This window comes from Inquilinus sp. YAF38 (genome assembly GCF_052113205.1).
Classification (GTDB): Bacteria; Pseudomonadota; Alphaproteobacteria; order DSM-16000; family Inquilinaceae; genus Inquilinus.
The window spans coordinates 1-21,822 of sequence record NZ_JBFRCU010000112.1 but is presented as its reverse complement, the minus strand read 5'-3'; the positions used below and the strand labels follow the sequence as shown (position 1 = coordinate 21,822).

Here is a 21,822-nt window from a genome sequence, read left to right as displayed (position 1 = left end):
GATCAGGTCGTCGCCGCCGCCGCCATAGATCGCGTCGGTGCCGCCGAGGCCGTTCAGCGTGTCGGCGCCGGCTGTCGCCCCGGGGTTGTCGATGAAGCCCGGCGGGGCGATCAGCCCGTCGCCGGCGGCATGGATCAGATCATTCCCGGCGGTTCCGTTGACGACGGCCATGATGGCCTCCTGGCTACACGACAGCGGCAGGCGGTGCGGCCGCACCTTGGATCAGAGCACGAGCCGGCGGCGACCAATCTGCGCCGGAAACCACGCCAACGGCATCTCCCAAACGGGAGGTCCGGCTGACCGGAGAAGAGGGATACTATCGCATTTTGTGCGAATTGTATCGAGCGCGGCGGTCGCCCACGTCATTGTCAGAGCGAGAAATCACCGGCGACCAGGGCGATGGCCCCGGTGAGCTGGATGTGGAAGTCCGAGACGCCGTCGCCGTTGACGTCGCCGGCGATGGTGGTGACGCCGCCGGCCACGGCATAGCGCAGCTGGCCGGCGACGCCCGAATAGAGGGCGGTGCCGATGAAGCTGAAGGCCTGGTTCCCGGCGGCGGCGGTGTCGGCGTCGATCGCCCAGAGATCGATCTTGTCGCCCTGGGCGTGGCTGAAATCGGTGATCCGGTCGGCGCCGGCCCCGGTCAGGCTCTGGACCACGTCGAGATAGACGAAACGGTCGGCCCCGGCGCCGCCGCTCAGCGTGTCTGCCCCACGGGCTCCCGTGAGCACGTCGTTGCCGTTCCAGCCCTGCAGCACATTGATGCCGCTGCTCCCGACCAGAGTGTCGTTGCCCTGGCTGCCGGACAGGTTATCGATGCCGAACCCAACGGTGTCGCCCTGCGCCTCGCCACCGCTGGCCGTGCCGAAGTAGAGATTGACCGCAACCCCGCTCGAGCTGCTGAAATAGCTGATGGTGTCGATGCCGTCGCTGCCCTGGAGATAGTCGGAGCCGGCACCACCATTCAACACATCGTCGCCGTCGCCGCCGCCGAGAAAGTCGTCGCCGGCACCCCCGTACAACACGTCGTCACCGTTGCTGCCATCGAGCCCGTCGTCGCCGGCATCACCGTACAGCACGTCGCCGCCATCGTTGCCGACAAGCCCGTCGTTGCCGTTCCCGCCCTGCAGCATATTGGCACCGGCGTTCCCGAACAGGGTGTCATCGTACTGGCTGCCGGACAGGTTCTCGATTCCGGTCAGCACGTCGCCCTGCGCTTCGCCGAACTGGTTCAGGCCGGTGTCGAGCCTGACAACGACCCTTTCCAAGCTGGCGGCGTAGGTGGCGGTGTCGATGCCGCTGCCGCCATCGAGACGGTCGGCGCCGGCACCGCCGCGCAGCTCGTCGGCGCCGCTGCCGCCATAGAGCGAATCGTCGCCACCGAGGCCGGCGAGGATGTCATTGCCGCCGAAGCCGCTGATCTCGTCGCCGCCGACGTCATGACCATAGAGCGTGTTCGCCGCTTCGGTGCCGCTGACCAGCCCGTCGCGCGGATCGATGATCTCGGTCCGGATCTCGCCCGTGGCGCCGCTGTGCCATTCGACCACCAGCCGGCCGTCGGCCAGTCCCGCGATGTGCGGGAGGTACTGGCCGCCAGTGCCGTCGGTTTCGGTGTTGACGGTGAACTGGCCGCCGATGCGGGCGCCGAACGCGTCGAAGCGCTGGCCGACGATGCCATAGTCGAAGTCGCCGGACCCCGCCGAGGAATCGGACCAGACGGCGACGAAGCCGCCATCCGGCAGGGCGACCATGTCGGGGAAGGCCTGGTGGTTCTTGAAGGTCGCATTGACCACGAACTCGCCGCCCTCCTGCGTGCCGTCGGCCGCGTAGATCTTGGCGTGCACGCTGTAGCCGTCGCGATCCTGCAGGGCGGTCGACAGTTCGCCCCAGGCGATTGCGAACCGGCCATCGGCCAGCCCGATCACGCTGGGGGCGTGCAATGCTTCGGCAACGCCCGGCGACGTGTTGGCCTGCGTCGACGCGGTGACGGCGGTGCCGTTGTCCTCGAACACTCGGTAGCGGACATTGTCGCCGCCATTGAGGTCGATCCAGGCGACCACATAGCGGTCGCCGCCGGCGATCTCGGCGATCACGGGCGCTTGCTGGACCCCCGCCGTCGCATCGTCATTGACGGTGGCGGCGCCGACGCGGATGTTGCCGCCGGACTGGAGCGCCTGGCGGAAGCCGGCACCATCCGTGGCGATCGCGCTGTCGTTGTCGGAGGTGGGTTCGCCAAACCCGGTTCGCGCCAGGAAGGCGCCGTCGGCTGCATAGGTGTTCGCCCAGACGTTGCCGCCGCCGGCGGAGCAGGTGAAGGTGACCGCGAAGCCGCCGTTCAGCAGCCCGGTGACCTGCGGCTGGGAGAACGCCGTGCCGGCGATCTCATTGCTGACGACCACAATCTCCGTGCCGACCGGGTTGCCGAGCGCATCGAAGCGCTGGGCCAGGACCCGCTGGGTCGTGCTGTCGTCCTCCCACACCACGACGTAGCCGCCATCGGCGAGGCCGGCGACATCCGCGTCCTTGGACCCAAGCTGGGCGTCGGTGGTCCCGACGACCTGCTCAACACCCCATTTCCGCACCGACATGATGATCTCCCCCTGCTCGTTGGCTGGAAGAGAGTATCATCGGATGCGTCGATCGGTGCGGCCGGAAGGGGCGGGCAGGCCGGTCAGTCCCGCCGGACCCATTTCACCGGCACCACCCATTCGATCACAACATCTTCCATCGGCGGGGCGTTGTAACTGTCGAGGGTGAAATAGCCGGGGCCGGAGCCGCGGCGCAGCACCTTGACGAAGGTGCGGCCGTCGGCCAGGCGGACCACGACCTCGCGCCCGATCAGGCCGGCCGGGTCGCCGGTGGTGTCGGCGCGGCGGTAGTAGATGGTCTCGCGCTCCATGTAGCGCGGGAACATGGAATCGCCTTCGACGATCACCGCCACCGTCGCCTCGTCGGCGCCGGGCGGGGCCTCGACCTCGTCGATCCGCTCCGACGACGCGTCGCCGTCGAACAGATGCACCTCGGCCCCTGCGCCGACCTTGCCGACCAGCCGCACGGTGCGGGGCGTGCCCAGCACCTCCAGCTCGCTGGTGCCGAAAGCCTCGGCCGCCAGCCGGATATAGTCGGCGGTCAGCCGCCGCTCGCCGCGCTCGAGCTTGATCAGCTGGCCGCGCGAGATGCCCATGGCCTCCGCCGCCTGCTCATGCGTCCAGCCCCGGGCCTGGCGCAGCCGTTTCAGTCCGTTCCCCATTCCGGGCATTCTGGAAGATCGATCCGGGTTTGTCATTCCCCATTTTGGGAAAAATCGACTTGACATATTCCCCATAATGGGGAATTCTCATGATATGGCTTTGGTCCCATTTCATGCCATCCGAAGGCCGACCGAGATGATCCCGCGTCTTCTGGACATTCTCGCCCTGGCAACCCTGCTGGGATTGACCGCGGCGCTGCTGCGGCTCAGCGGCGCCGGCTGACCCTTCCTTCCGCATGGACCGTGGCGGCCCGGATGACCGCCCTTCCTTTCGGAGTTCGATCATGTCCTTCGCATCCGCGCTTGCCGGCCCGGCGGCCGGTCTCGCCCTGGCTTTGATTGCTGTCGAGACGGCCCCGGCCGCGGCCCAGGCGGAGAGCCCCTGTGCCCCCTATGAGGTCGTCGCCGCGGCGCTGAACGAGCGTTATCACGAGGCCCCGGTGGCGCGGATGCTGTCCGACCGCGGCTTCGTCATCGAGGTCCTGGCCTCGGCCGACGGCAGCACGGCCACCGTGCTCGGCATCCAGGCCGGCGGCACCGCCTGCGTGCTGGCGACCGGGTCGGCCTTCGCCCTGGTCGACCCGGCGGCAGCGCCGGCGCCGGGGAGGGGCGCGTGATGCGCGGCGAAACCCCGCTCAGCGACCGCAGCCGGACACTGTTCGCCATCATTGCCGCCGCGGCGGAGGAGGGGGCGGTGACGCCCTCGACGGCCGAGCTGACGGCGACGCTGCAGGCCGCCGGCCACGGGATCGGCAGCAATCCCGGCCTGATCAGCTACGAGCTGCGCCGGCTGCGGCGCGCCGGGCTGATCACCGTCATCGGCCGCCGCCGGCGCATCTTCGAGGTCGCCGGCACCGGCCAGCGCACGGTGCCGCGCCGGCCCGGGCCCAGCGCGACACGGACTCTGGCCCTGGCACAGGCAAAGGACCGTCTCCGGATGGCGCAGGCGGGCTGGCCGCGGCCGACGAAGGACAGTGCCGCCAGCTACGACGCGGCGGTGCGGCGCCGCGAATTCGCCCGGCACGAGCATCCCGAGCCGGCCGGTCCGCTGGTTCGGATCCGCCCGCCGGCCCGGTGGTCGCCGACCGGCTGTGCCACGGCGATGATGGCGCTGTGGTGAGCCTGGGCTGTGAGACCGTTCAGAACCGCTGAGTCTGGGCTGGCTCACGGCTTCAATCCTCCCCCTCCCGCAAAGGCTATCGGATTCACACATCTCCGAGCGCTATCAAAATTGCCTCTCCCGCTTGCGGGAGAGGTCGGGCTCGCGCAGCGAGACCGGGTGAGGGCGGCTCGGCCACGACACCCGGATCAGCGTTTCAGGACCGGGCGGATCATGCGCTCGGTCCTGGAAAGCGGCACTTTCGGCGAGGTCGCTATCCCCTCACCCGGCCATCCTTCGGATGTCCGACCTCTCCCGCAAGCGGGAGAGGCAATCTGTTCCCATACCGGCCGCTGGTGTCGCTGATCGATGTGTGAATGCCGTAGCCCGCAAGGGGAGGGGGAGGATAAGAAGGTCGGCCAGCACCATTGTGAAGCGTCAGAGACGCGCGGCGGCCGGGCCGCTGAAATGGGCTTCGCGGAAGGCGGCGAAGTCACGGCGGAACTGCTCCAGCCCATAGGGCTCGGGCGGCTCCGCCGGCGCCCGGTGCGTGATCGCGGCCAGGACGCAGTCGTGGATCCGGCCCAGGCTGCCGCCTTCCCTGGCGATGCGCATGGCACGGGCAATCCATGCCAGTTCCAGCGCGGAGGGCTGATGGCCCTCCTGCCAGTTGAGCAGATAGATCCGCAGCCAGGCGTGGATCGCCTCGGCCTGTCCTGGGGGTTCAGACATGCGACCTCCGGTCCTCCCTAGAGCAAGGGGGCGACTCCGGAAGTTGTTCCCAATCAAAGAGATGAGGCGGCGCGCAGGCCGTCCGGTCACGAGCTTCCCGAAACCGGCAGAGGGTCATGATGGTGCGACGCAGGATCGGCCGCGGCGGCGCGGCCGCGGACGGGCAAGAGATGCGGGAGACCCCGGAACGGGGCCGGCATGCGGCGGGAATCGTCGACCGGCCGACCGGGACGGCGATCGGCGCCCCGGTGGGCCGCCTGGTGCAATCGCCGCTCGACCGGCTGGCGGCGCGGGGCACGATCAGCCCGCGCATGCATTCGGCCGGGCAGCGGCTGCGCGACCAGTTCGAGATCGGCGTGCTGGGGGCGCGCAACTGCGACAGCGAATTGCCGTCCGGCATCCGCGGCACCGGCGCGGTGCTGGGCCCGGGCGAGGTGCAGCTCGGAGCCCTGCGCGCCTACAAATCGGCGCTGCGCTGCCTCGGCGCCCATGTCGGCGCGGTGGTGGAGACGGTGTGCTGCCACGAGCAGGACGTCCGGGCGCTGTCGGTCCGGCAGGGGCGCAGCCGCGAAAAGATCATGGGCGTGCTGGAGGACGGGCTGAAGACCCTGGCCGACCATTACCGCCTGACCGGCCGTGACGATCCGGCACCGGGGGGAGGGGAGGCCGAGCCGCCGCGAGGCCCCCGGCCTCGGGCCGTGGGCGTGCCGTGACGCGGTCGTGTCCTCCGGCATCGCGGGGCGTGGAGCGCCGTCCGTGAGCGCGGACGGCGCGATCCGGAGCCGACCGGATCGCCGCCCTCGGCAGTGAGCTGGAACAGGTGGATGCGCTTCCCCGGTGACGACCGGCGCTACAGCACGAAGTCGCCGGCGACGGGGTTGAACAAGGTCGAGAGCTCAATTTGGAAGTCTGAGACTCCGTCGCCGTTGACGTCGCCGATGATGGTGGTGACGCCGAAGGAGACGGTGGAGCGCAACTCACCGGCATGATGAGTGAAGGCGCCATTGCCGATGAAGCTGAAGGCCTGGTCGCCAGCGGCGCTGGTGTTGGCGTCGATCGCCGACAGGTCGACCCGGTCGCCCTCGAAAGACTTGAAATCGGTGATCGCGTCGGCCGCCCCGACCTTGCTGTCGGTGATGGCGGTGAAGACGAAACGGTCGGCGCCGCCGCCGCCTCGCAGCGCATCCTGGCCGGCCCAGCCGTTCAGCACATTGGCCTGGGCGTCGCCCGCGATCCAGTCGGCGCCGGTCGAGCCGTTGATGTTCTCGATTCTGATGAAGGTGTCGCCCTGGGCGTCGCCACCCATGCCGGTGCCGGTCGTGAGGCTGACCGTCACGCCGACCGAGCCTGTGTAGTAACTGGCGGTGTCGCTGCCGGTGCCGCCGTCGAGCCGGTCGGCACCGGCCCCGCCGCGGAGCACGTCGTCGCCGCCCCAGCCGGCCAGGGTGTTGGCGCCGGCATTTCCGATCAGCGTGTCGTTGCCCTGACTGCCGGTAAGGTTCTCGATGCCGATCAGGGTGTCGCCCTGGGCGTCGCCGCCGGCGGTGCCGGCGGCGAGGTTGATCGTCACGCCGGCTGCGCTGGTGTACCAGCTGGCGGTGTCGTTGCCGGTGCCGCCGTCGAGCTTGTCAGCGCCGCCGCCGCCGCGGAGCACGTCGTCACCGCCCCAGCCGGCCAGGGTGTTGGCGCCGGCATTCCCGATCAGTGTGTCGTTGCCCTGGTTGCTGCCGTTGACGTTCTCGATGCCGAGCAAAGTGTCGCCCTGGGCATCGCCGTCCGACCCGATGCCGGTGGCCAAGTCGATCGTCACCCCGGCGGAGCCGGTGTAGTAGGTGGCAGTGTCGGTGCCCGTGCCCCCGTCCAGCCGGTCCGCGCCGGCGCCACCGCGGAGGAGGTCATTGCCGCCCCAGCCGGCCAGGACATTGGCGCCGGCTGTCCCGGTGAGCGTGTCGTCGCCCTGGCTGCCGGTGACATTCTCGATCAATTGGAAGGTATCGCCCTGGGCATTGCCGCCGAATGCGGTACCGGCCGCGAGGTCGATGGTCACGCCGACGGTGCCCTCGTCGTAACTGGCGGTGTCGCTGCCCTCCTGGCCCTGGAGATCGTCGGCGCCCGCCCCACCGCGCAGCACGTCGTCACCGCCGCGACCGGCCAGCCAATCGTCGCCGGCGAGGCCGTCGATGACATTACTACCGTCATTGCCAAACAATATATCGAAGGAATGGTTGGTGCCGACAAGGTTCTCGATCGAAACCAGCGTGAGGCTGCCGCCCTCGCCGTCACCGCTCCTCAGGTCGAGAACGATGCCGCGGCTGTACTGGCTGTGGCTGTAGTCAACGGTGTCGATTCCGTCGCCGCCATCGAGGATCTGGTGCAGCGAAAAGTCGTACACCGAGGCATCGGAAAGGACGTCGTTTCCGGCGCCGCCGAAGAGATCGTCCGAACCCTCGCCGCCTTCAAGCCTATCATCACCGCCGCCGCCGCTCAGGACGTCGTCACCGCCGTTGCCGGCGATGATGTCGTTGTCGTTCGTTCCGGAAAAGACGTCGTCTCCCGGAGTTCCGGTGATGATGGCCATGATGTTCCCCTCCCGATGGCATCCGCCCGGGTCTGAAAGTTTGCCCGGATCGGGGGCCGGCGTTGCGCAAATCGACTGGTTCAAATGGCTGCAGATGATGGGATCAATTTGACCCGAATCTGCTGTTTTATACCAGAGGATTGTGACACCTGTCCCAATGTGGCTGCGCTGCCTCGGCGCCCATGTCGGGGCGGTGGTGGAGGCGGTGTGCTGCCATGAGCAGGACGTCCGGGCGCTGTCGGTCCGGCAGGGCGCAGCCGCGACGGTGATGGGCGTGCTGGAGGACGGGCTGAAGACCCTGGCCGACCATTACCGCCTGACCGGCCGTGACGACCCGGCGCCCGGGGGGAGGGGAAGCCGGGCCGCGGCGAGGCCGCCGGCCCCAGGCCGTGGGCGTGCCGTGACGGGATCGTGTCCTCCGGCATCGCGGCGCGGAACGCCGTCCATGAGCGTGGACCGGGGCGAGAGGCCGTAGCCGCCGGCTCATCGCCCCCACGGGCAAACAGCCGGGACGAGTGGATGCGCTTCCGGGTGACGACCGGCGCTACAGCGCGAAGTCGCCGAGGACAGGCCGATCACGGCCGCGAGCATCAGTCGCGCGATACGGACAGCCCCGCAAGAAGCGGCGCGTGCGCGGCGAGCCTGCGGGATACGAACTCGGTGAAGAGCCGCACGCGCTTGGTCTTGCGGGTGTCCCCCTGCGTGAGAAGCCAGAGGGTCCCATGCATGTGCAGCTCGGTGCCCGGCACCCTCGCCAGCAGGGGGTCGGCATCCCCGACGAAGCACGGCAGTGTCGTGATCCCGAGCCCTTGGCGGACTGCCACGATCTGCGCCTCGCCGTCCGTGGTCCTCAACGGAACCCCCGTGGTGCGAACATCTCCCTCGCGGGCCCAGGCCGGAATGCCATGCATGCTTATGACGATCCACCGGATGGGATCGGGCGCACCCGCACGCCACGCGGCCAGTCGATCGCGGGAGATGTAGACGCCGCCGAACAGCTCCGGCCCCTTCAGGCCGTGCAGATTGAGCGGCAGGGTTTTGCGGTCGTAGACGACGCGGATCGCGACGTCGGCCTCTCGGTTGGTCAGGTTTGCCAGCTCGCCGGACGACAGGATCTCCATCTCGATGTCCGGATGCAGACGCGCGAAATCGGCGAAGTCCGGCATCAGCAGGTGGGTCGCGAGGGGCGGCGCCAGCGTCACCCGCAGAAGCCCGCGCACGCTCTGGTCGCGACCGAAGACGCGCGTCTCCAGCTGGAGCGACGACGCTTCCATCTGGTGCGCGAGCTCGAGGACCTCCTCGCCCGCAGCCGTCAGGCGGTAGCCCGACGGCAGCTTTTCGAACATCTGCGCCCCGAGGCGGTCCTCGAGCTGGGCGACGCGTCGCAGCACGGTCGAGTGGTTCACCCCGAGGCGCTGGGCGGCGGCCCGCACCGAGCCTCCGCGCGCGACGGCAAGAAAGTAGCGAACGTCATCCCAGTCGATCATGGTGCATTCCCGCGCCGCGCGGTGCGGCTTCCACAGCCCGTATCTAGCACATCGAACGGCCGACACCGATCGTCGCGGCCGGCGTCAGCCGTCCGGCCGGATCGATTTCGCACCACCGATGTGCGCGCCTCCGCACTCAACGCCCGACGCCGACAGACCCATTTCGAGCGTCCCGGGGACCTCCCCGATCAGTCAAAGGCGGAGTTTGCAGGACGTCATGGGAAAGCTTGAGGGTAAGGTTGCCGTCATCACGGGTGGTGCCACCGGCATCGGCCGCGCCGCAGCGAAGCGCTTCATCGAGGAGGGCGCCTTCGTCTTCATCTTCGGCCGCCGGCAGGACGCGCTCGACGCCGCTGTGGCCGAGCTCGGGCCCAATGCCCGCGCGGTGAAGGGCTCGGTCTCGGATGAGGCCGACCTCGACCGGCTCTACGCGGCGGTGAAGGCCGAGCGCGGAACCCTCGACATCGTCTTCGCCAATGCCGGGGCGGGACGCCCGCTTCGGCTCGGCGAGATCACCGCCGGGCACATCGACGAAACCTTCGACACCAATGTGAAGGGTACGATCTTCACGGTCCAGAAGGCGCTGCCGCTGATGGCCGCGGGCGGTTCGATCATCCTGACCGGATCGAGCGCCGGCACCACGGGCGCCCCGGCATTCACCGCCTACAGCGCGAGCAAGGCGGCGGTGCGCAACCTCGCGCGGAGCTGGGCGGAGGACCTGAAGGGCACCGGCATCCGGGTCAACGTGCTGTCGCCCGGGGCGACGGCGACCGAACTCGCGAAGGAAGCGCTGGGCGAGGAGGGCCAGAAGGTCTTCGCCTCGATGACTCCGCTCCAGCGCATGGCGGATCCGGCGGAGATCGGGGCCGTGGCCGCCTTTCTCGCATCGTCGGACAGCAGCTTCATGACCGCCAGCGAGGTCGCCGTCGACGGCGGCCTGGCGCAGCTCTGACCCCGGCACGGTCTCGTGCCCCACACAACGAAGGATAAGAGATCATGACAAAACTGGACGGTAAGGTCGCAGTCATCACGGGTGGAAGCAGCGGGATCGGCCTGGCCACAGCCAAGCGCTTCGTGGACGAAGGTGCGCACGTCGTGATCACCGGGCGACGAGAGAAAGAGCTGAAGGAGGCCGCAGCCTTCATCGAGAGAAACGTTACGACGGTCGTGGGCGACGTGTCGCGCCTGGAGGATCTGGACCGGCTCTATGCCGTCGTGAAGGAGGAGCATGGTCACATCGACATTCTCTTCGCGAACGCAGGCGCGGGGACGATCGCACCGCTCGCGGCGGCGACCGAGGCCCATTTCGACCAGACCTTCGATGTGAACGTGAAGGGGCTGTTCTTTACGGTCCAGAAGGCGCTTCCGCTGTTCAAAGACGGCGGTTCGATCATCCTGACCTCCTCGGTCTCCAACATCTTGGGGCTGCCAGCATTCAGCACCTACGCCGCGAGCAAGGCGGCGGTGCGAAGCTTCGCGCGCGCTTGGACACTGGAGCTGAAGGATCGCAAAATCCGCGTCAATGCCATGAGCCCCGGACCAACCGAGACGCCCGCCTTGGAGACGACGACGGGCCTTACCCGCGAGCAAGCCGAACAAGCGGCCGCCCAATTTGCTTCGCAGGTCCCGATGGGTCGCAGGGGTAAGCCGGAAGAGATCGCGGCTGCCGTCACGTTCCTCGCCTCCGATGAAAGTTCCTTCATCACCGGCGTGGATCTCGCTGTCGATGGCGGCATGGCGCAGGTCTGACCCCGGCGTCAACAAGATCGGAGAAACAGTATGAGCTATTCGATTGTAGGATTCGGCAAGATCGGCCAGGCCCTGGCCAGGGCGTTCGCCCGCCACGGCATCGAAGTATCCGTCGCAACCACGCGCGACCCGGAAAGCTTTGCAGCCGCTGCGGCCGCGATCGGACCCACGATCATCCCCAAAACGCTGGCCGACGCGGTCAAGGCGGACGTCGTCTTTTTGGCGGTCCGTTTCGGGTCGCACCGGGATGTCGCGAAGGCGCTGCCCAGCTGGCACGGGAAGACCATCGTCGATGTGACCAACGCCTATGGCGTGTCCCCTGAGGAATTGGGAGGACAGCCCTCTTCCAGGGCCGTCGCGCAGGCCTTCACCGGCGCCAGACTGGTCAAGGGCTTCAACCATCTGGCCGCTGCCGTTCTTGACCAGGATCCCGCCGGACATGGCGGCAGGAGAGTCGTGTTCCTGGCCAGTGACGATGACGACGCCGCAGCGGAGATTGGTGCGCTTGCGGAAAATCTCGGTTTCGCGCCGATCAAGCTTGGCGGGCTTTCGGAAGGCGGGCTGCTGGTCCAGGCGCGCGGAAAGAGCTGGGGTCATCTGATCTTCAAGGATCTGGTCAAGTTCGACGGATGAGCACGACGTCCCCACCGGCAGGGGCACGACGCCCGGATCGGATCGAGCGCGATCCGATCCGGGGAAAGGAGAGATTCCCATGAGTACCGAGAACAACGTCCAGACCGTGAAGGACTTCTTCGCCGCGATCGGCCGCGGCGACAGGGAGAGTCTGCTGGCGCTGGTCGCCGAAGACATCGAGTGGATCATCCCGGGCAAGGACTGGCCGCTGGCCGGAACGCGCCACGGACATGCGGGGCTGGCGGATTTGCTTGAGACGGCATCCAAGACGATGGAAACGTCTACAGAGCCCCGCGAATACATAGCCCAGGGGGATCGGGTCCTGGTCGTCGGCTTCGCCAGGGGAAAGATCAAAGCCACGAACAGGACGTTCGAGGACGACTGGATCTTCGCCATCACGGTCCGGAACGGCAGGCTGACGAGCATCCGGGAATACATCGACACGCAGGCACTGGCGCGGGCCGCGCAGATGGACGCGGCCTAGCGCCGGCCGTCTGCCCAACCGCAACGGAGGTCCCAATGTACGACCAATCCAAGCTGTCCGAGCTGATCCGGTTCGCACGAATCGATGCGGGTTCCACCGTCATCGACGTTTACCCGGGCGACGGCGACTGGACCCGTCTCTTCTCCGACGTCGTGGGCCCCGAAGGACGGGTCTACAGCTTCGTGCCGGCCGAAGTCGCCCACTTCAAGACCGATCCGGTCGGCCGCATGCGGACGCTCGCGCAGGAGCCGGGCCGAGAGAATGTCGAAGCCGTCTCGGCGGAGCTGGTGGCGCTGCCGGAGGCCATGCAGCCGGCGGATGTCCTGTGGCTGCACCTGTTCTACCACGATCTCCACACCGCGCTGATCCAGGCCGGGGGCGCGACGGCAGCCCGCTTCAATCGAGCCGTCTACGAGCGGCTGAAGCCTGGCGGATCCTACGTCATCGTAGACCACGCCGCCGCCGTCGGGGCGGGCACGAGCGACGCCCAGTCGCTGCATCGGATCGAGCCTGCCTCCGTTCGCGAGGAGGTGGAGGCGGCCGGCTTCGTACTGGACACGGAAAGCACCATGCTCGCGAACAAGGACGATCCGCACTCGACCAAGGTGTTCGATCCCTCGATCAAGGGCGAGACGGATCGCTTCGCCTACCGGTTCGTGAGGCCCTGACAGGTCCCGGCGCCGTGGTCGGGCGCCTCCGCGATGTGTACGATGGCCGGGCCTGTCGGAACGCAGGGGTGGCCGGATTGGCTGACAAAGCCGCAGATGCAGCGCCGGCGCAGTCGCGGAGCCGAGGCGCGCGGCGCCGGCACCGGGAGCTTGCCGTCCCCGGATATGCCAGCGGGGCCGATGCCCCGCTGCGAGCCACCGCCGATGCACTGGAGCGCACCCGGCATGCCCGGTCCGTCGTGCTGGTCGAGGGGATCAGCGACCAGATCGCCGTCGAGACCCTGGCGAGCCTCCAGGCCAGAGACCTGACGCAGGAGGGCGTGGTCGTGGTGCCGATCGGCGGCGCCCGGTCGGTGTCGAAGTTCCTGGCCCGCTTCGGGCCGGCTGGCGCCGGGCTGCGCGTCGGCGGCCTGTGCGATGCCGCCGAGGAGCGGCATTTCCGCCGTGAACTGGCGCGGGCCGGCTATGCGCCGCCCGAGACGCGCAGCGACCTCGAAGGCGAGGGGTTCTTCGTCTGCGACCGCGACCTGGAGGACGAGCTCATCCGCGCGGTCGGACCCGACGCCATCGAGGCGACCCTGGCGGAAGAGGGCGACCTCGCTGCATTCCGCACGCTGCAGAGGCAAGCCGCATGGCAGGACGCCGGCTTCGGCGCTCAGCTTCACCGGTTCCTGGGGGCGGGCGCGCGGCGGAAGCTGCGCTATGCGGGCCTCTTCGTTCTCGCGCTGGACCTCGACCGCCAGCCCCGGCCGCTGCTGGGTGTGCTGAGCCGGGCCTATACCAGCGGGCTGTGACATCGGCTCTCCGGGCCTGGTTGAATGGGCACGCCCCTTTGGGGTTCGCCATGACGGGTCGATTTTGGACAGGTCGTATTTGCCGGCACCGGGCTCGACGGAGAGGTCGGGAATCGACATAATTTGCGCCTAATTGAGTTGTCTGGTCCTCGCATGGGACCGGCGGCCAGGGTCGGCACGGCAGAGAGCCGGCGGCCCGGGCCTGCTGACGCTGTATTCGAGCTGGATTTCAATTCGGAATAGGGAGAGCGACCATGGCCATCGCCGCACCGCGTTTCGGCACCGAGGGCAATGATATGATGACCGGGGAGATCCTGGTGCCGCAGCCGCCCCCGGCGGATCCGGTGATCGACCCGAATTACTGGCAGGATGAGCTGCACGGCCTGGGCGGGAACGACACGCTCTCGGGGCTGGGCAATGCTGACTGGCTCTATGGCGATGCCGGCAACGATACGCTCTCGGGCGATGCCGGCAACGACTCGCTCTACGGCGGCGCCGGCGTCGACATGCTGATGGGGGGCGATCACGAGGACGTCCTGGTCGGGGGCGCCGGGGCGGATGTCCTGAACGGCGAAGCCGGCCTCGACACCGCCAGCTATGCCGGCAGCGCAGCCGGGGTCACCGTCAATCTGACCACCGGCTCGGCCACGGGCGGCGACGCGCAGGGTGACACCTTCATCTCGGTGCAGAACCTCATCGGCAGTGCGGCGAACGATGTGCTGACCGGCTCCTCTACCGACAGCGGCGACCTGCGTGGGGGGGATGGAAACGATACTCTGACCGCCGGAAGCGCCGGTGCCGGCCTGAGAGGCGAGGCTGGAGACGATGTGCTGTCCGGAGGCTTCTATCTCTCGGGTGGCGACGGCAACGATATCCTGAAAGGTGTGCCTGGAAACTCGATGGACGGCGGCGCGGGCTCCGACTGGGCCAGTTTCTCCGGCACCACGGCCGGGAAGACGTTCACTCTCGGGAATGGTGAATGGGACGATCATTTGGTCTCGATTGAAAACATCGAGTGCGGCGACGGCAATGACGTCGTGTACGACTCCGTAGAGGCCAATATCTTGAAGGGTGGCGGGGGCAATGACACATTCTACAGCGGCCTTGGTAGCGACACTCTCGACGGCGGAGCGGGCAACGACATCGTTCGTTACGGCGGAATTGTAACAGTCAATCTCGCGACGGGAGTTGGCAGTGGCGGGTATGCGGAAGGCGACACTCTAATCTCGATCGAGAACGTCTACGCCGGTTCCGGCAATGACGTGCTCAACGGCAGCAGCGCCGATAACCGACTGGAAGGCGGCGACGGCGATGATCTCCTGCGCGGCGGGGCGGGTGCCGACTTCCTCGTCGGCGGCGGCGGCTTCGACACCGTCAGCTACTACACCAGCGCCGCCGGGGTCACGGTCGACCTGTCGTCCGGCAAAGGCACGGGCGGCGATGCGCAGGGCGATGTCCTGTACGCCTTCGAATACCTCAACGGCAGCCAGTTCAACGACACCCTCACCGGCGATGTCAACACCGAGGCGCTGCGGGGCTGGGGCGGCAACGATATCCTCCGCGGCAGCGCCGACATCATCATGGACGGCGGCGAAGGCCGGGACATGGTCACCTACTGGCACAGATCGGACGGCCAGACCGTGAACCTGCAGACCGACACCCGTTATGTCTCGATCGAGGACGTCAACGGCAGCCAGGCCGACGACACGCTGGCCGGCAATGGCGGCGTCAACCTGCTGAACGGTTTCAACGGCAACGATGCGCTCGACGGCGCGGGTGGCCACGACCTGCTCGATGGCGGCGCCGGCAATGATCTGCTCCATGGCGGCAGCGCCATGGACCAGCTGACCGGCGGTGCGGGCGCCGACACCTTCATCTTCGCTACGACCACGGAAAGCCCGTCGACGGTGGCGGGGCGTGACCTGATCACTGATTTCAGCCACGCCCAGGGCGACCGGATCGACCTGTCGCTGATCGACGCCAATGCCGGGGCCGCCGGCGACCAAGTCTTCACCTATCTCGGCACCGGGGCCTTCACCGGGGTCGCCGGCCAGCTGCACATCTGGACCGACGCCGGAAAGACCATCGTCTCGGGCGACGTCAACGGCGACAAGCTGGCGGATTTCGCCATCGCCCTGACCGGCATCCTGTCGCCGGTGGCCGCCGACTTCGTGCTCTAGGCTCGGACCTCCGGGCGCGACTGCTTGGATAATCAGGATTTGAAAGGAGAGCGACCATGGCGATCGCCGCACCGCGTTTCGGCACCGAGGGCAACGATACGATGACCGGGGCGATCCTGGTGCCGCAGCCCACCGGGGACCCGGTCATCGACCCGAATTACTGGCAGGACGAGCTGCACGGCCTGGGCGGGAACGACACGCTCTCGGGGCTGGGCAACAACGATTGGCTCTACGGTGATGCCGGCAACGACACGCTTTTGGGGCAGGTTGGCGACGACTCGCTCTACGGCGGCGCCGGCGTCGACACGCTGATGGGCGGCGAATGGACCGACCTGCTGGTCGGCGGCGCCGGGGCGGATGTCCTGGACGGCGGCGCCGGCTACGACACCGCCAGCTATGCCGACAGCGCAGCCGGGGTGACGGTCAATCTGTCGACCGGCTCGGCCACGGGTGGCGATGCCCAGGGTGACACTTTCATCTCGGTGGAGTACCTCACGGGCAGCGCGGCGGACGATGTGCTGACCGGCTCCTCTGTCGTCTCCAGCCTCCTGTCAGGGGGCGGCGGAAACGATACCCTGACCGCCGGAAGCAGCGGCGCCATGCTACTTGGCGATGCTGGAAACGACGTGCTGTCCGGAGGTGCCTTCCTCTATGGCGGTGCCGGCGACGATATCCTGATTGGCAATGGGGGCGACGGCGGTGAGGGCTCTGACACCGTCAGCTTCCGCGGGAGCACGACGGGGCGGACGTTCACTCTCGGCAATGGCAACTGGGACGATGGCTTGACCTCCATCGAAAACATCGAGTGCGGCGACGGAAATGACATCGTCTACGATACCACCGACGCCAATATTCTGAGAGGCTTTGGCGGCAATGACACGTTTTATAGCGGCGATGGTGGTGATACTCTCGACGGTGGCGCGGGCAACGACATCGTTCGTTATACTTACAGCGGAGCCGTAACAGTCAATCTCACGACTGGAGTCGGCAGTGGCAGCTATGCGGAAGGCGACACTCTAATCTCGGTCGAGCGGGTCTTTGCCTATGACGGCAATGACGTGCTCATCGGCAGCAACGCCGATAACACTCTGGATGGCGGCGCCGGTGATGATCTCCTGCGTGGCGGGGCGGGTGCCGACATCCTCGTCGGCAGCGCCGGGCTCGACACTGCCAGCTATTACACCAGTGCGGTCGGGGTTACGGTCAACCTGACAACCGGCACCGGCACGGGAGGCGAGGCGCAGGGCGATGTCCTGAGTGGCATCGACTATGTCAACGGCAGCCAGTTCAACGACGCCCTCACCGGCGGTTCCTCCCCCGCCACCTCGGCGCTCCGCGGCTGGGGCGGCAACGATATCCTGCGGTTCGGCTCCGGGAATGCCAGCACCATGATCCTGGACGGCGGCGAAGGCAGGGATCTGGTCAGCTACTGGGACTATGCGTATGGCCGGACCGTGAACCTGCAGACCGACACCAACCTGATCTCGATCGAGGACGTCAACGGCAGCCAGGCCGCCGACACGATCATCGGCAACGGCGGCGTCAACCTGCTGAACGGCTTCAACGGCAATGACACGATCGACGGCGCGGGCGGCCACGACCTGCTCGACGGTGGTGCCGGCAACGATCAGCTCCATGGCGGCAGCGCCATGGACCAGCTGACCGGCGGCGCCGGGGCCGACAGCTTCATCTTCGTGACGACCACCGAGAGCCCGTCGACGGCGGCGGGCCGCGACCTGATCACCGATTTCAGCCACGCCCAGGGCGACCGGATCGACCTGTCGCTGATCGACGCCAATGCCGGGGCCGCCGGCGACCAGGTCTTCACCTATCTCGGCACCGGGGCCTTCACCGGGGTCGCCGGCCAGCTGCACATCTGGACCGACGCCGGCAAAACCATCGTCTCGGGCGACGTCAACGGCGACAAGCTGGCGGACTTCGCCATCGCCCTGACCGGCATCCTGTCCCCGGTGGCCGCCGACTTCGTGCTCTGATCCGCGCTCGGACGCGGCGCGTCTGCGTTTAGATATGCATTTGGGAGGAAAGTGACCATGGCGATCGCCGCACCGCGTTTTGGCACCGCTGGCAACGATACGATAAACGGGGAGATCCTGGTGCCGCAGCCCACCGGGGACCCGGTGATCGACCCGAACTACTGGCAGGACGAGCTGCACGGCCTGGGCGGCAACGACACGCTTTCGGGGCTGGGGAATAACGACTGGCTCTACGGCGACGCCGGCAGCGATACGCTGACCGGGGGCGACGGCGCAGACCTGCTGGTCGGCGGCGCCGGTGCGGACGTCCTGGACGGAGGCGCCAGCTTGGACACCGCCAGCTACACCGCCAGCACAGCAGGAGTGACTGTCGATTTGTCGACTGGTGCCGGCATGGGCGGTGATGCTCAGGGTGACACATTCATCTCGGTGGAGTATCTCATCGGCAGTGCGGCGGACGATGTGCTGACCGCTACGTCCGGCACTTTCGGACTGTACGGAGGGGATGGGAACGATATCCTCAACGGCCAAGCCGGTATTGTCAGCCTGAGCGGCGAAGACGGTAACGATGTCGTGTCTGGACACGGCTACCTCTATGGCGATGATGGCGACGACATCCTGCGCGGTGGGTCCGGTGGCGACCAGTTGGACGGCGGCGCCGGCGTCGACCTCGTCAGCTACTCCGCCAGCGGCGGGGCGGTGCAGGTCAACCTGGGAACCGGAAAGGGCTTCCTGGGTGATTCCGCCGGCGACACACTGATCTCCATCGAAAATATCGAAGGCAGTCAGGGCAATGACATCCTGAAAGATTCTGCCGGTGATAATATTCTGAATGGTAACGGCGGCGATGACATTTTCTTCAGCGGAGATGGAAACGACATATTCAATGGCGGCACGGGTTTCGACACCTTAAGTTTTTACTACACCACGGACGGGGTAACGGTCGACCTGTTGCAGGGGCACGGAACCGGCAGCCTGGCGGAAGGCGACACCTACATCTCGATCGAGAAGGTCGAAGGCACCGCCGGTCGCGATCTGCTGATCGGCAGCAACGGCGACGATGTGCTGAATGGCGATCGTGGGAATGATATCCTCAGGGGTGGAGCGGGTGCCGACAGGCTGGACGGCAGTGAGGGCGGTCTCAGCGGGAGCAGCGGCAATGACATTGCCAGCTACTACACCAGCGCAGCCGGGGTCACGGTCAACCTGGCAAACGGCACCTGCTCGGGGGGCGATGCACAGGGCGACGTGCTGATCGGCATCGAGAGCGTCAATGGCAGCCGGTTCAACGATGTTCTCACCGGCAACGGCGGCGAGCTGCGGGGCTGGGGCGGCAACGATATCCTCCGCGGCGGCGCACCGCTCCTGGACGGCGGCGAAGGCCGGGACATGGTCACCTACTGGGCCAGCTCGTCCGGCGTGACCCTGAACCTGCAGACCGAAAGCGGCATGATCTCGATCGAGGACATCAACGGCAGCCAGGGCAACGACACGATCATCGGCAATGGCAGCGTCAACCAGCTGAACGGCTTCAACGGCAACGATGCGCTCGACGGCGCGGGCGGCCACGACCTGCTCGACGGCGGCGCCGGCAACGACCTGCTCCATGGCGGCAGCGCCATGGACCAGCTGACTGGGGGCGCCGGTGCCGACAGCTTCATCTTCGTCACGACGACGGAAAGCCCGTCGACGGCGGCGGGCCGCGACCTGATCACCGATTTCAGCCACGCCCAGGGCGACAGGATCGACCTGTCGCTGATCGACGCCAATACCGGGGCCGCCGGCGACCAGGCCTTCACCTATCTCGGTTCCGGGGCGTTCACCGGCGTTGCCGGCCAGCTGCACATCTGGACCGACGCCGGCAAGACCATCATCTCGGGCGATGTCAACGGCGACAAGCTGGCCGATTTCGCCATCGCCCTCACCGGCATCCTGTCGCCGGTGGCCGCCGACTTCGTGCTCTGATCCGGCCGCGCCGGCGACCGGATCAGCCCGTCGCGTGGCATGTTCGATCTTTGTTCTTGACGCGATGCCGCACCRYGTGGCATAGTTCAGGCACAGTCAGAGAGTTGCGCCCGCCCGGCACCGCCGCGGCGGGCGCTGTCGTTTCGGAGCGGGGGAGCGTGGACCGCATGGCAAGTGAGCTGACAAAGCCGAACTGGCGGCAGTGCCGTTTCGCTTGGTTCATAGTCCGCCTGGGCAATGGTGCCGACGCGGTTCGCAAGGCGGGTTATGCGAGGTCCGACGCCAAGGACTATGGATCGAAGCTGCTGCGGAAGCCCCATGTCCTGATCCTGGCCCTGCAGCTCGATGAGCGGCGGCGGCTGCGGCGGTTGCCGGTGGCGGTGGACGCGGTCAAGTCGCTGTTGAGCGGCATCAGGGCCGTGATCGAAAAGCGCGGCGGCAGCCCCGAGCAGCAGGAGGAGCTCCTGCGGCATTACCAGCGACTGGGGAGTCTGCCGCCTGAAACCGAGGCCGCGCCCGTGCTGCCGGTGACGATCCTGCCGCCGCTCCAGCTGACGCCCGCGTTCGATCCGCTGACGCGCCCGGCGCGGTACAAGGGCGCCTATGGCGGCCGCGGCTCCGGCAAGTCACATGTCTTCGCCGAGTTGCTGGTGCGGCGCTGCATCGAGGCGGCGCCGCTGCGGGCGGTGTGCATCCGCGAGGTGCAGCGGTCGCTGGACCAGTCGGTGAAGCGGCTGGTCGAGGACAAGATCCAGGCGCTGGGCGCCGGCGGTCACTTCCGGGTGCAAGCCGAGCGGATCCTGGGGCCACAGGGGGGCCGCATCATCTTCCAGGGCATGCAGAACCACACGGCGGAGTCGATCAAGTCGCTCGAGGGCTATGACATCGCCTGGGTCGAGGAAGCGCAGGCCCTGTCGGCCCGCAGCCTGGAGCTGCTGCGCCCGACCATCCGCAAGAAGGGGTCGGAGCTGTGGTTCTCCTGGAACCCGACGCGGCCGAAGGATCCGGTCGATGTGCTGTTCCGGGGCCCGGTGCCGCCGCCGGATGCCGTGCTGGTGCCGGTGAAATGGTCCGACAACCCGCATTTCCCGGCGGTGCTGCTGGCGGAGATGGAGTGGGACCGGCAGCGCGATCCGGACAAGTACCAGCATGTCTGGCTGGGCGGCTATCGCACCGTCAGCGAGGCGCGGGTGTTCAAGAACTGGCGGGTGGAGACGTTCGAGACGCCGGCCGATGCGCAGTTCCTGTTCGGCGCCGACTGGGGCTTCGCCCGCGACCCGACGGTGCTGGTGCGCTGCTTCGTGCAGGGCCGGACGCTGTTCGTCGACCACGAGGCCTATCAGGTCGGCTGCGAGATCGACCGGACGCCGGATCTCTTCGATACCATCCCGGAGGCGCGGACATGGCCGATCATCGCCGACAGCGCCCGGCCGGAGACGATCAGCTACATGCAGCGCTACGGCTTCGGCAACATCGTGGGGGCGACCAAGGGGGCAGGGTCGGTCGAGGAGGGGGTCGCCTTCCTGCAGAACCACGACATCCTGGTGCATCCGCGCTGCCGGCACCTGATCGACGAGCTGGCCCTGTACAGCTATCGGACCGACCGGCACACCGGCGAGCTGCAGCCGCGGCTCGAGGACCGCGAGAACCACGCCATCGACGCCCTGCGCTACGCCATCGAGGGCCTGAGACACAGCACCTACGACACCTCGATGCGCTGGGTCGGGACGCTCGGCTGAGGGCAAGCCGGAGCGACCGCCGTCATTGCGAGCGCAGCGAAGCGAAGCGTTCCAGGGGCCGCACGCGCCGGCGCCCGGGATCGGCTCGTCGGCTCCGCCTCCCCGCAATGACGGGGAGGAGCAAGCGCTTTGAACCACTCGGGACTTTGGAGGCCGGCCTTGTTCCTGGATACGCTGATCAACCTCATTGCCGGGCTGTCCACCGCCAAGGACAAGCTGGCGCATGACCGCTTCGGCCTGGTGCTGCAGGACCGCGGGCAACTCGACGCCGCATACCGGGGCGACTGGATCGCCCGCAAGGTAATCGACGTGCCGCCCTTCGACATGACCCGGGAATGGCGGCGCTGGCATGCCGCGCCGGAGCAGATCGCGGCGATCGAGGCGGAGGAGGCGCGGCTCGGCGTCCAGCGCAAGGTGGCGCGGGCGCTGCGGCTGGCCCGGCTGTATGGCGGCGCGGCCCTGGTGCTGGG

At 67.6% G+C, this 21,822-nt stretch carries 20 protein-coding genes and 1 pseudogene; 15 read left to right on the top strand and 6 right to left on the bottom strand.

From position 1 onward, the window contains the following. From AB4Z01_RS32255 to AB4Z01_RS32245, 3 genes and pseudogenes are all read right to left on the bottom strand, one after another. Positions 1–171, bottom strand: a pseudogene (locus tag AB4Z01_RS32255) (hypothetical protein); the annotation flags it as partial. A 197-nt stretch (positions 172–368) separates the two neighbouring features. Next, the gene (locus AB4Z01_RS32250; RefSeq protein WP_441700389.1) at positions 369–2,588 is read right to left on the bottom strand and encodes a calcium-binding protein; all 2,220 of its coding nucleotides are present in this window, start codon (positions 2,586–2,588) and stop codon (positions 369–371) included. A gap of 83 nt (positions 2,589–2,671) precedes the next feature. After that, complete coding sequence (locus tag AB4Z01_RS32245; RefSeq protein WP_441700388.1) at positions 2,672–3,250, bottom strand: LexA family transcriptional regulator; 579 nt, start codon at positions 3,248–3,250, stop codon at positions 2,672–2,674. Between the two features lie 284 nt (positions 3,251–3,534). On the opposite strand from AB4Z01_RS32245, the gene AB4Z01_RS32240 reads away from it, so the two are divergent. Continuing rightward, entirely contained in the window at positions 3,535–3,867 is a 333-nt protein-coding gene (locus tag AB4Z01_RS32240) for a hypothetical protein (RefSeq protein ID WP_441700387.1), read from the top strand. Next, positions 3,867–4,370: a hypothetical protein gene (locus AB4Z01_RS32235; RefSeq protein WP_441700386.1), complete on the top strand. Its 504-nt coding sequence runs from the start codon at positions 3,867–3,869 to the stop codon at positions 4,368–4,370. Before AB4Z01_RS32240 ends, AB4Z01_RS32235 begins: the two co-directional genes overlap by 1 nt. Before the next feature lie 417 nt (positions 4,371–4,787). On the opposite strand, the gene AB4Z01_RS32230 is transcribed toward AB4Z01_RS32235, so the two are convergent. Next, positions 4,788–5,081 (bottom strand): hypothetical protein, encoded by a 294-nt coding sequence (locus AB4Z01_RS32230; protein WP_441700385.1) that lies wholly within the window; start codon positions 5,079–5,081, stop codon positions 4,788–4,790. A 116-nt stretch (positions 5,082–5,197) separates the two neighbouring features. Here AB4Z01_RS32230 and AB4Z01_RS32225 point away from each other — a divergent pair, with 116 nt between their 5' ends. After that, positions 5,198–5,794, top strand: a complete 597-nt coding sequence (locus tag AB4Z01_RS32225; RefSeq protein ID WP_441700384.1) for a DUF6456 domain-containing protein — start codon at positions 5,198–5,200, stop codon at positions 5,792–5,794. Between the two features lie 137 nt (positions 5,795–5,931). Here the strand turns inward: AB4Z01_RS32225 and AB4Z01_RS32220 are convergent, their stop codons facing one another. After that, the gene (locus AB4Z01_RS32220; RefSeq protein WP_441700383.1) at positions 5,932–7,659 is read right to left on the bottom strand and encodes a calcium-binding protein; all 1,728 of its coding nucleotides are present in this window, start codon (positions 7,657–7,659) and stop codon (positions 5,932–5,934) included. Between the two features lie 142 nt (positions 7,660–7,801). Here AB4Z01_RS32220 and AB4Z01_RS32215 point away from each other — a divergent pair, with 142 nt between their 5' ends. Beyond that, the gene (locus AB4Z01_RS32215) at positions 7,802–8,134 is read left to right on the top strand and encodes a hypothetical protein (RefSeq protein WP_441700382.1); all 333 of its coding nucleotides are present in this window, start codon (positions 7,802–7,804) and stop codon (positions 8,132–8,134) included. A 115-nt stretch (positions 8,135–8,249) separates the two neighbouring features. Here AB4Z01_RS32215 and AB4Z01_RS32210 read toward each other — a convergent pair whose 3' ends face one another. Then, positions 8,250–9,146 (bottom strand): LysR family transcriptional regulator, encoded by an 897-nt coding sequence (locus tag AB4Z01_RS32210; protein WP_441700381.1) that lies wholly within the window; start codon positions 9,144–9,146, stop codon positions 8,250–8,252. Between the two features lie 217 nt (positions 9,147–9,363). Here AB4Z01_RS32210 and AB4Z01_RS32205 point away from each other — a divergent pair, with 217 nt between their 5' ends. From AB4Z01_RS32205 to AB4Z01_RS32155, 11 genes are all read left to right on the top strand, one after another. After that, on the top strand, positions 9,364–10,098 hold the full coding sequence (locus AB4Z01_RS32205) for an SDR family NAD(P)-dependent oxidoreductase (protein ID WP_441700380.1): 735 nt from the start codon (positions 9,364–9,366) through the stop codon (positions 10,096–10,098). A 44-nt stretch (positions 10,099–10,142) separates the two neighbouring features. Further along, positions 10,143–10,895: an SDR family NAD(P)-dependent oxidoreductase gene (locus tag AB4Z01_RS32200; RefSeq protein ID WP_441700379.1), complete on the top strand. Its 753-nt coding sequence runs from the start codon at positions 10,143–10,145 to the stop codon at positions 10,893–10,895. A 30-nt stretch (positions 10,896–10,925) separates the two neighbouring features. Further along, the gene (locus tag AB4Z01_RS32195) at positions 10,926–11,528 is read left to right on the top strand and encodes an NADPH-dependent F420 reductase (protein ID WP_441700378.1); all 603 of its coding nucleotides are present in this window, start codon (positions 10,926–10,928) and stop codon (positions 11,526–11,528) included. A gap of 79 nt (positions 11,529–11,607) precedes the next feature. After that, complete coding sequence (locus tag AB4Z01_RS32190; protein WP_441700377.1) at positions 11,608–12,012, top strand: nuclear transport factor 2 family protein; 405 nt, start codon at positions 11,608–11,610, stop codon at positions 12,010–12,012. 35 nt (positions 12,013–12,047) lie between these two features. Then, positions 12,048–12,680, top strand: a complete 633-nt coding sequence (locus AB4Z01_RS32185; protein WP_441700376.1) for a hypothetical protein — start codon at positions 12,048–12,050, stop codon at positions 12,678–12,680. A gap of 77 nt (positions 12,681–12,757) precedes the next feature. Next, positions 12,758–13,474, top strand: coding sequence for a TOPRIM nucleotidyl transferase/hydrolase domain-containing protein (locus tag AB4Z01_RS32180; protein WP_441700375.1), 717 nt, complete (start codon positions 12,758–12,760; stop codon positions 13,472–13,474). 254 nt (positions 13,475–13,728) lie between these two features. Continuing rightward, positions 13,729–15,654 carry a calcium-binding protein gene (locus AB4Z01_RS32175; protein ID WP_441700374.1) on the top strand — a complete coding sequence of 642 codons (1,926 nt, stop codon included), beginning with the start codon at positions 13,729–13,731 and terminating at the stop codon, positions 15,652–15,654. A gap of 56 nt (positions 15,655–15,710) precedes the next feature. After that, positions 15,711–17,648 (top strand): calcium-binding protein, encoded by a 1,938-nt coding sequence (locus tag AB4Z01_RS32170; RefSeq protein ID WP_441700373.1) that lies wholly within the window; start codon positions 15,711–15,713, stop codon positions 17,646–17,648. A 57-nt stretch (positions 17,649–17,705) separates the two neighbouring features. Then, a complete protein-coding gene (locus tag AB4Z01_RS32165) occupies positions 17,706–19,613 on the top strand; it encodes a calcium-binding protein (protein WP_441700372.1) in 1,908 nt (635 codons plus the stop codon). A gap of 167 nt (positions 19,614–19,780) precedes the next feature. Beyond that, complete coding sequence (locus AB4Z01_RS32160) at positions 19,781–21,352, top strand: PBSX family phage terminase large subunit (protein ID WP_441700371.1); 1,572 nt, start codon at positions 19,781–19,783, stop codon at positions 21,350–21,352. A 159-nt stretch (positions 21,353–21,511) separates the two neighbouring features. Next, on the top strand, positions 21,512–21,822 hold a 311-nt coding region (locus tag AB4Z01_RS32155), incomplete at its 3' end, for an anti-CBASS protein Acb1 family protein (RefSeq protein ID WP_441700370.1).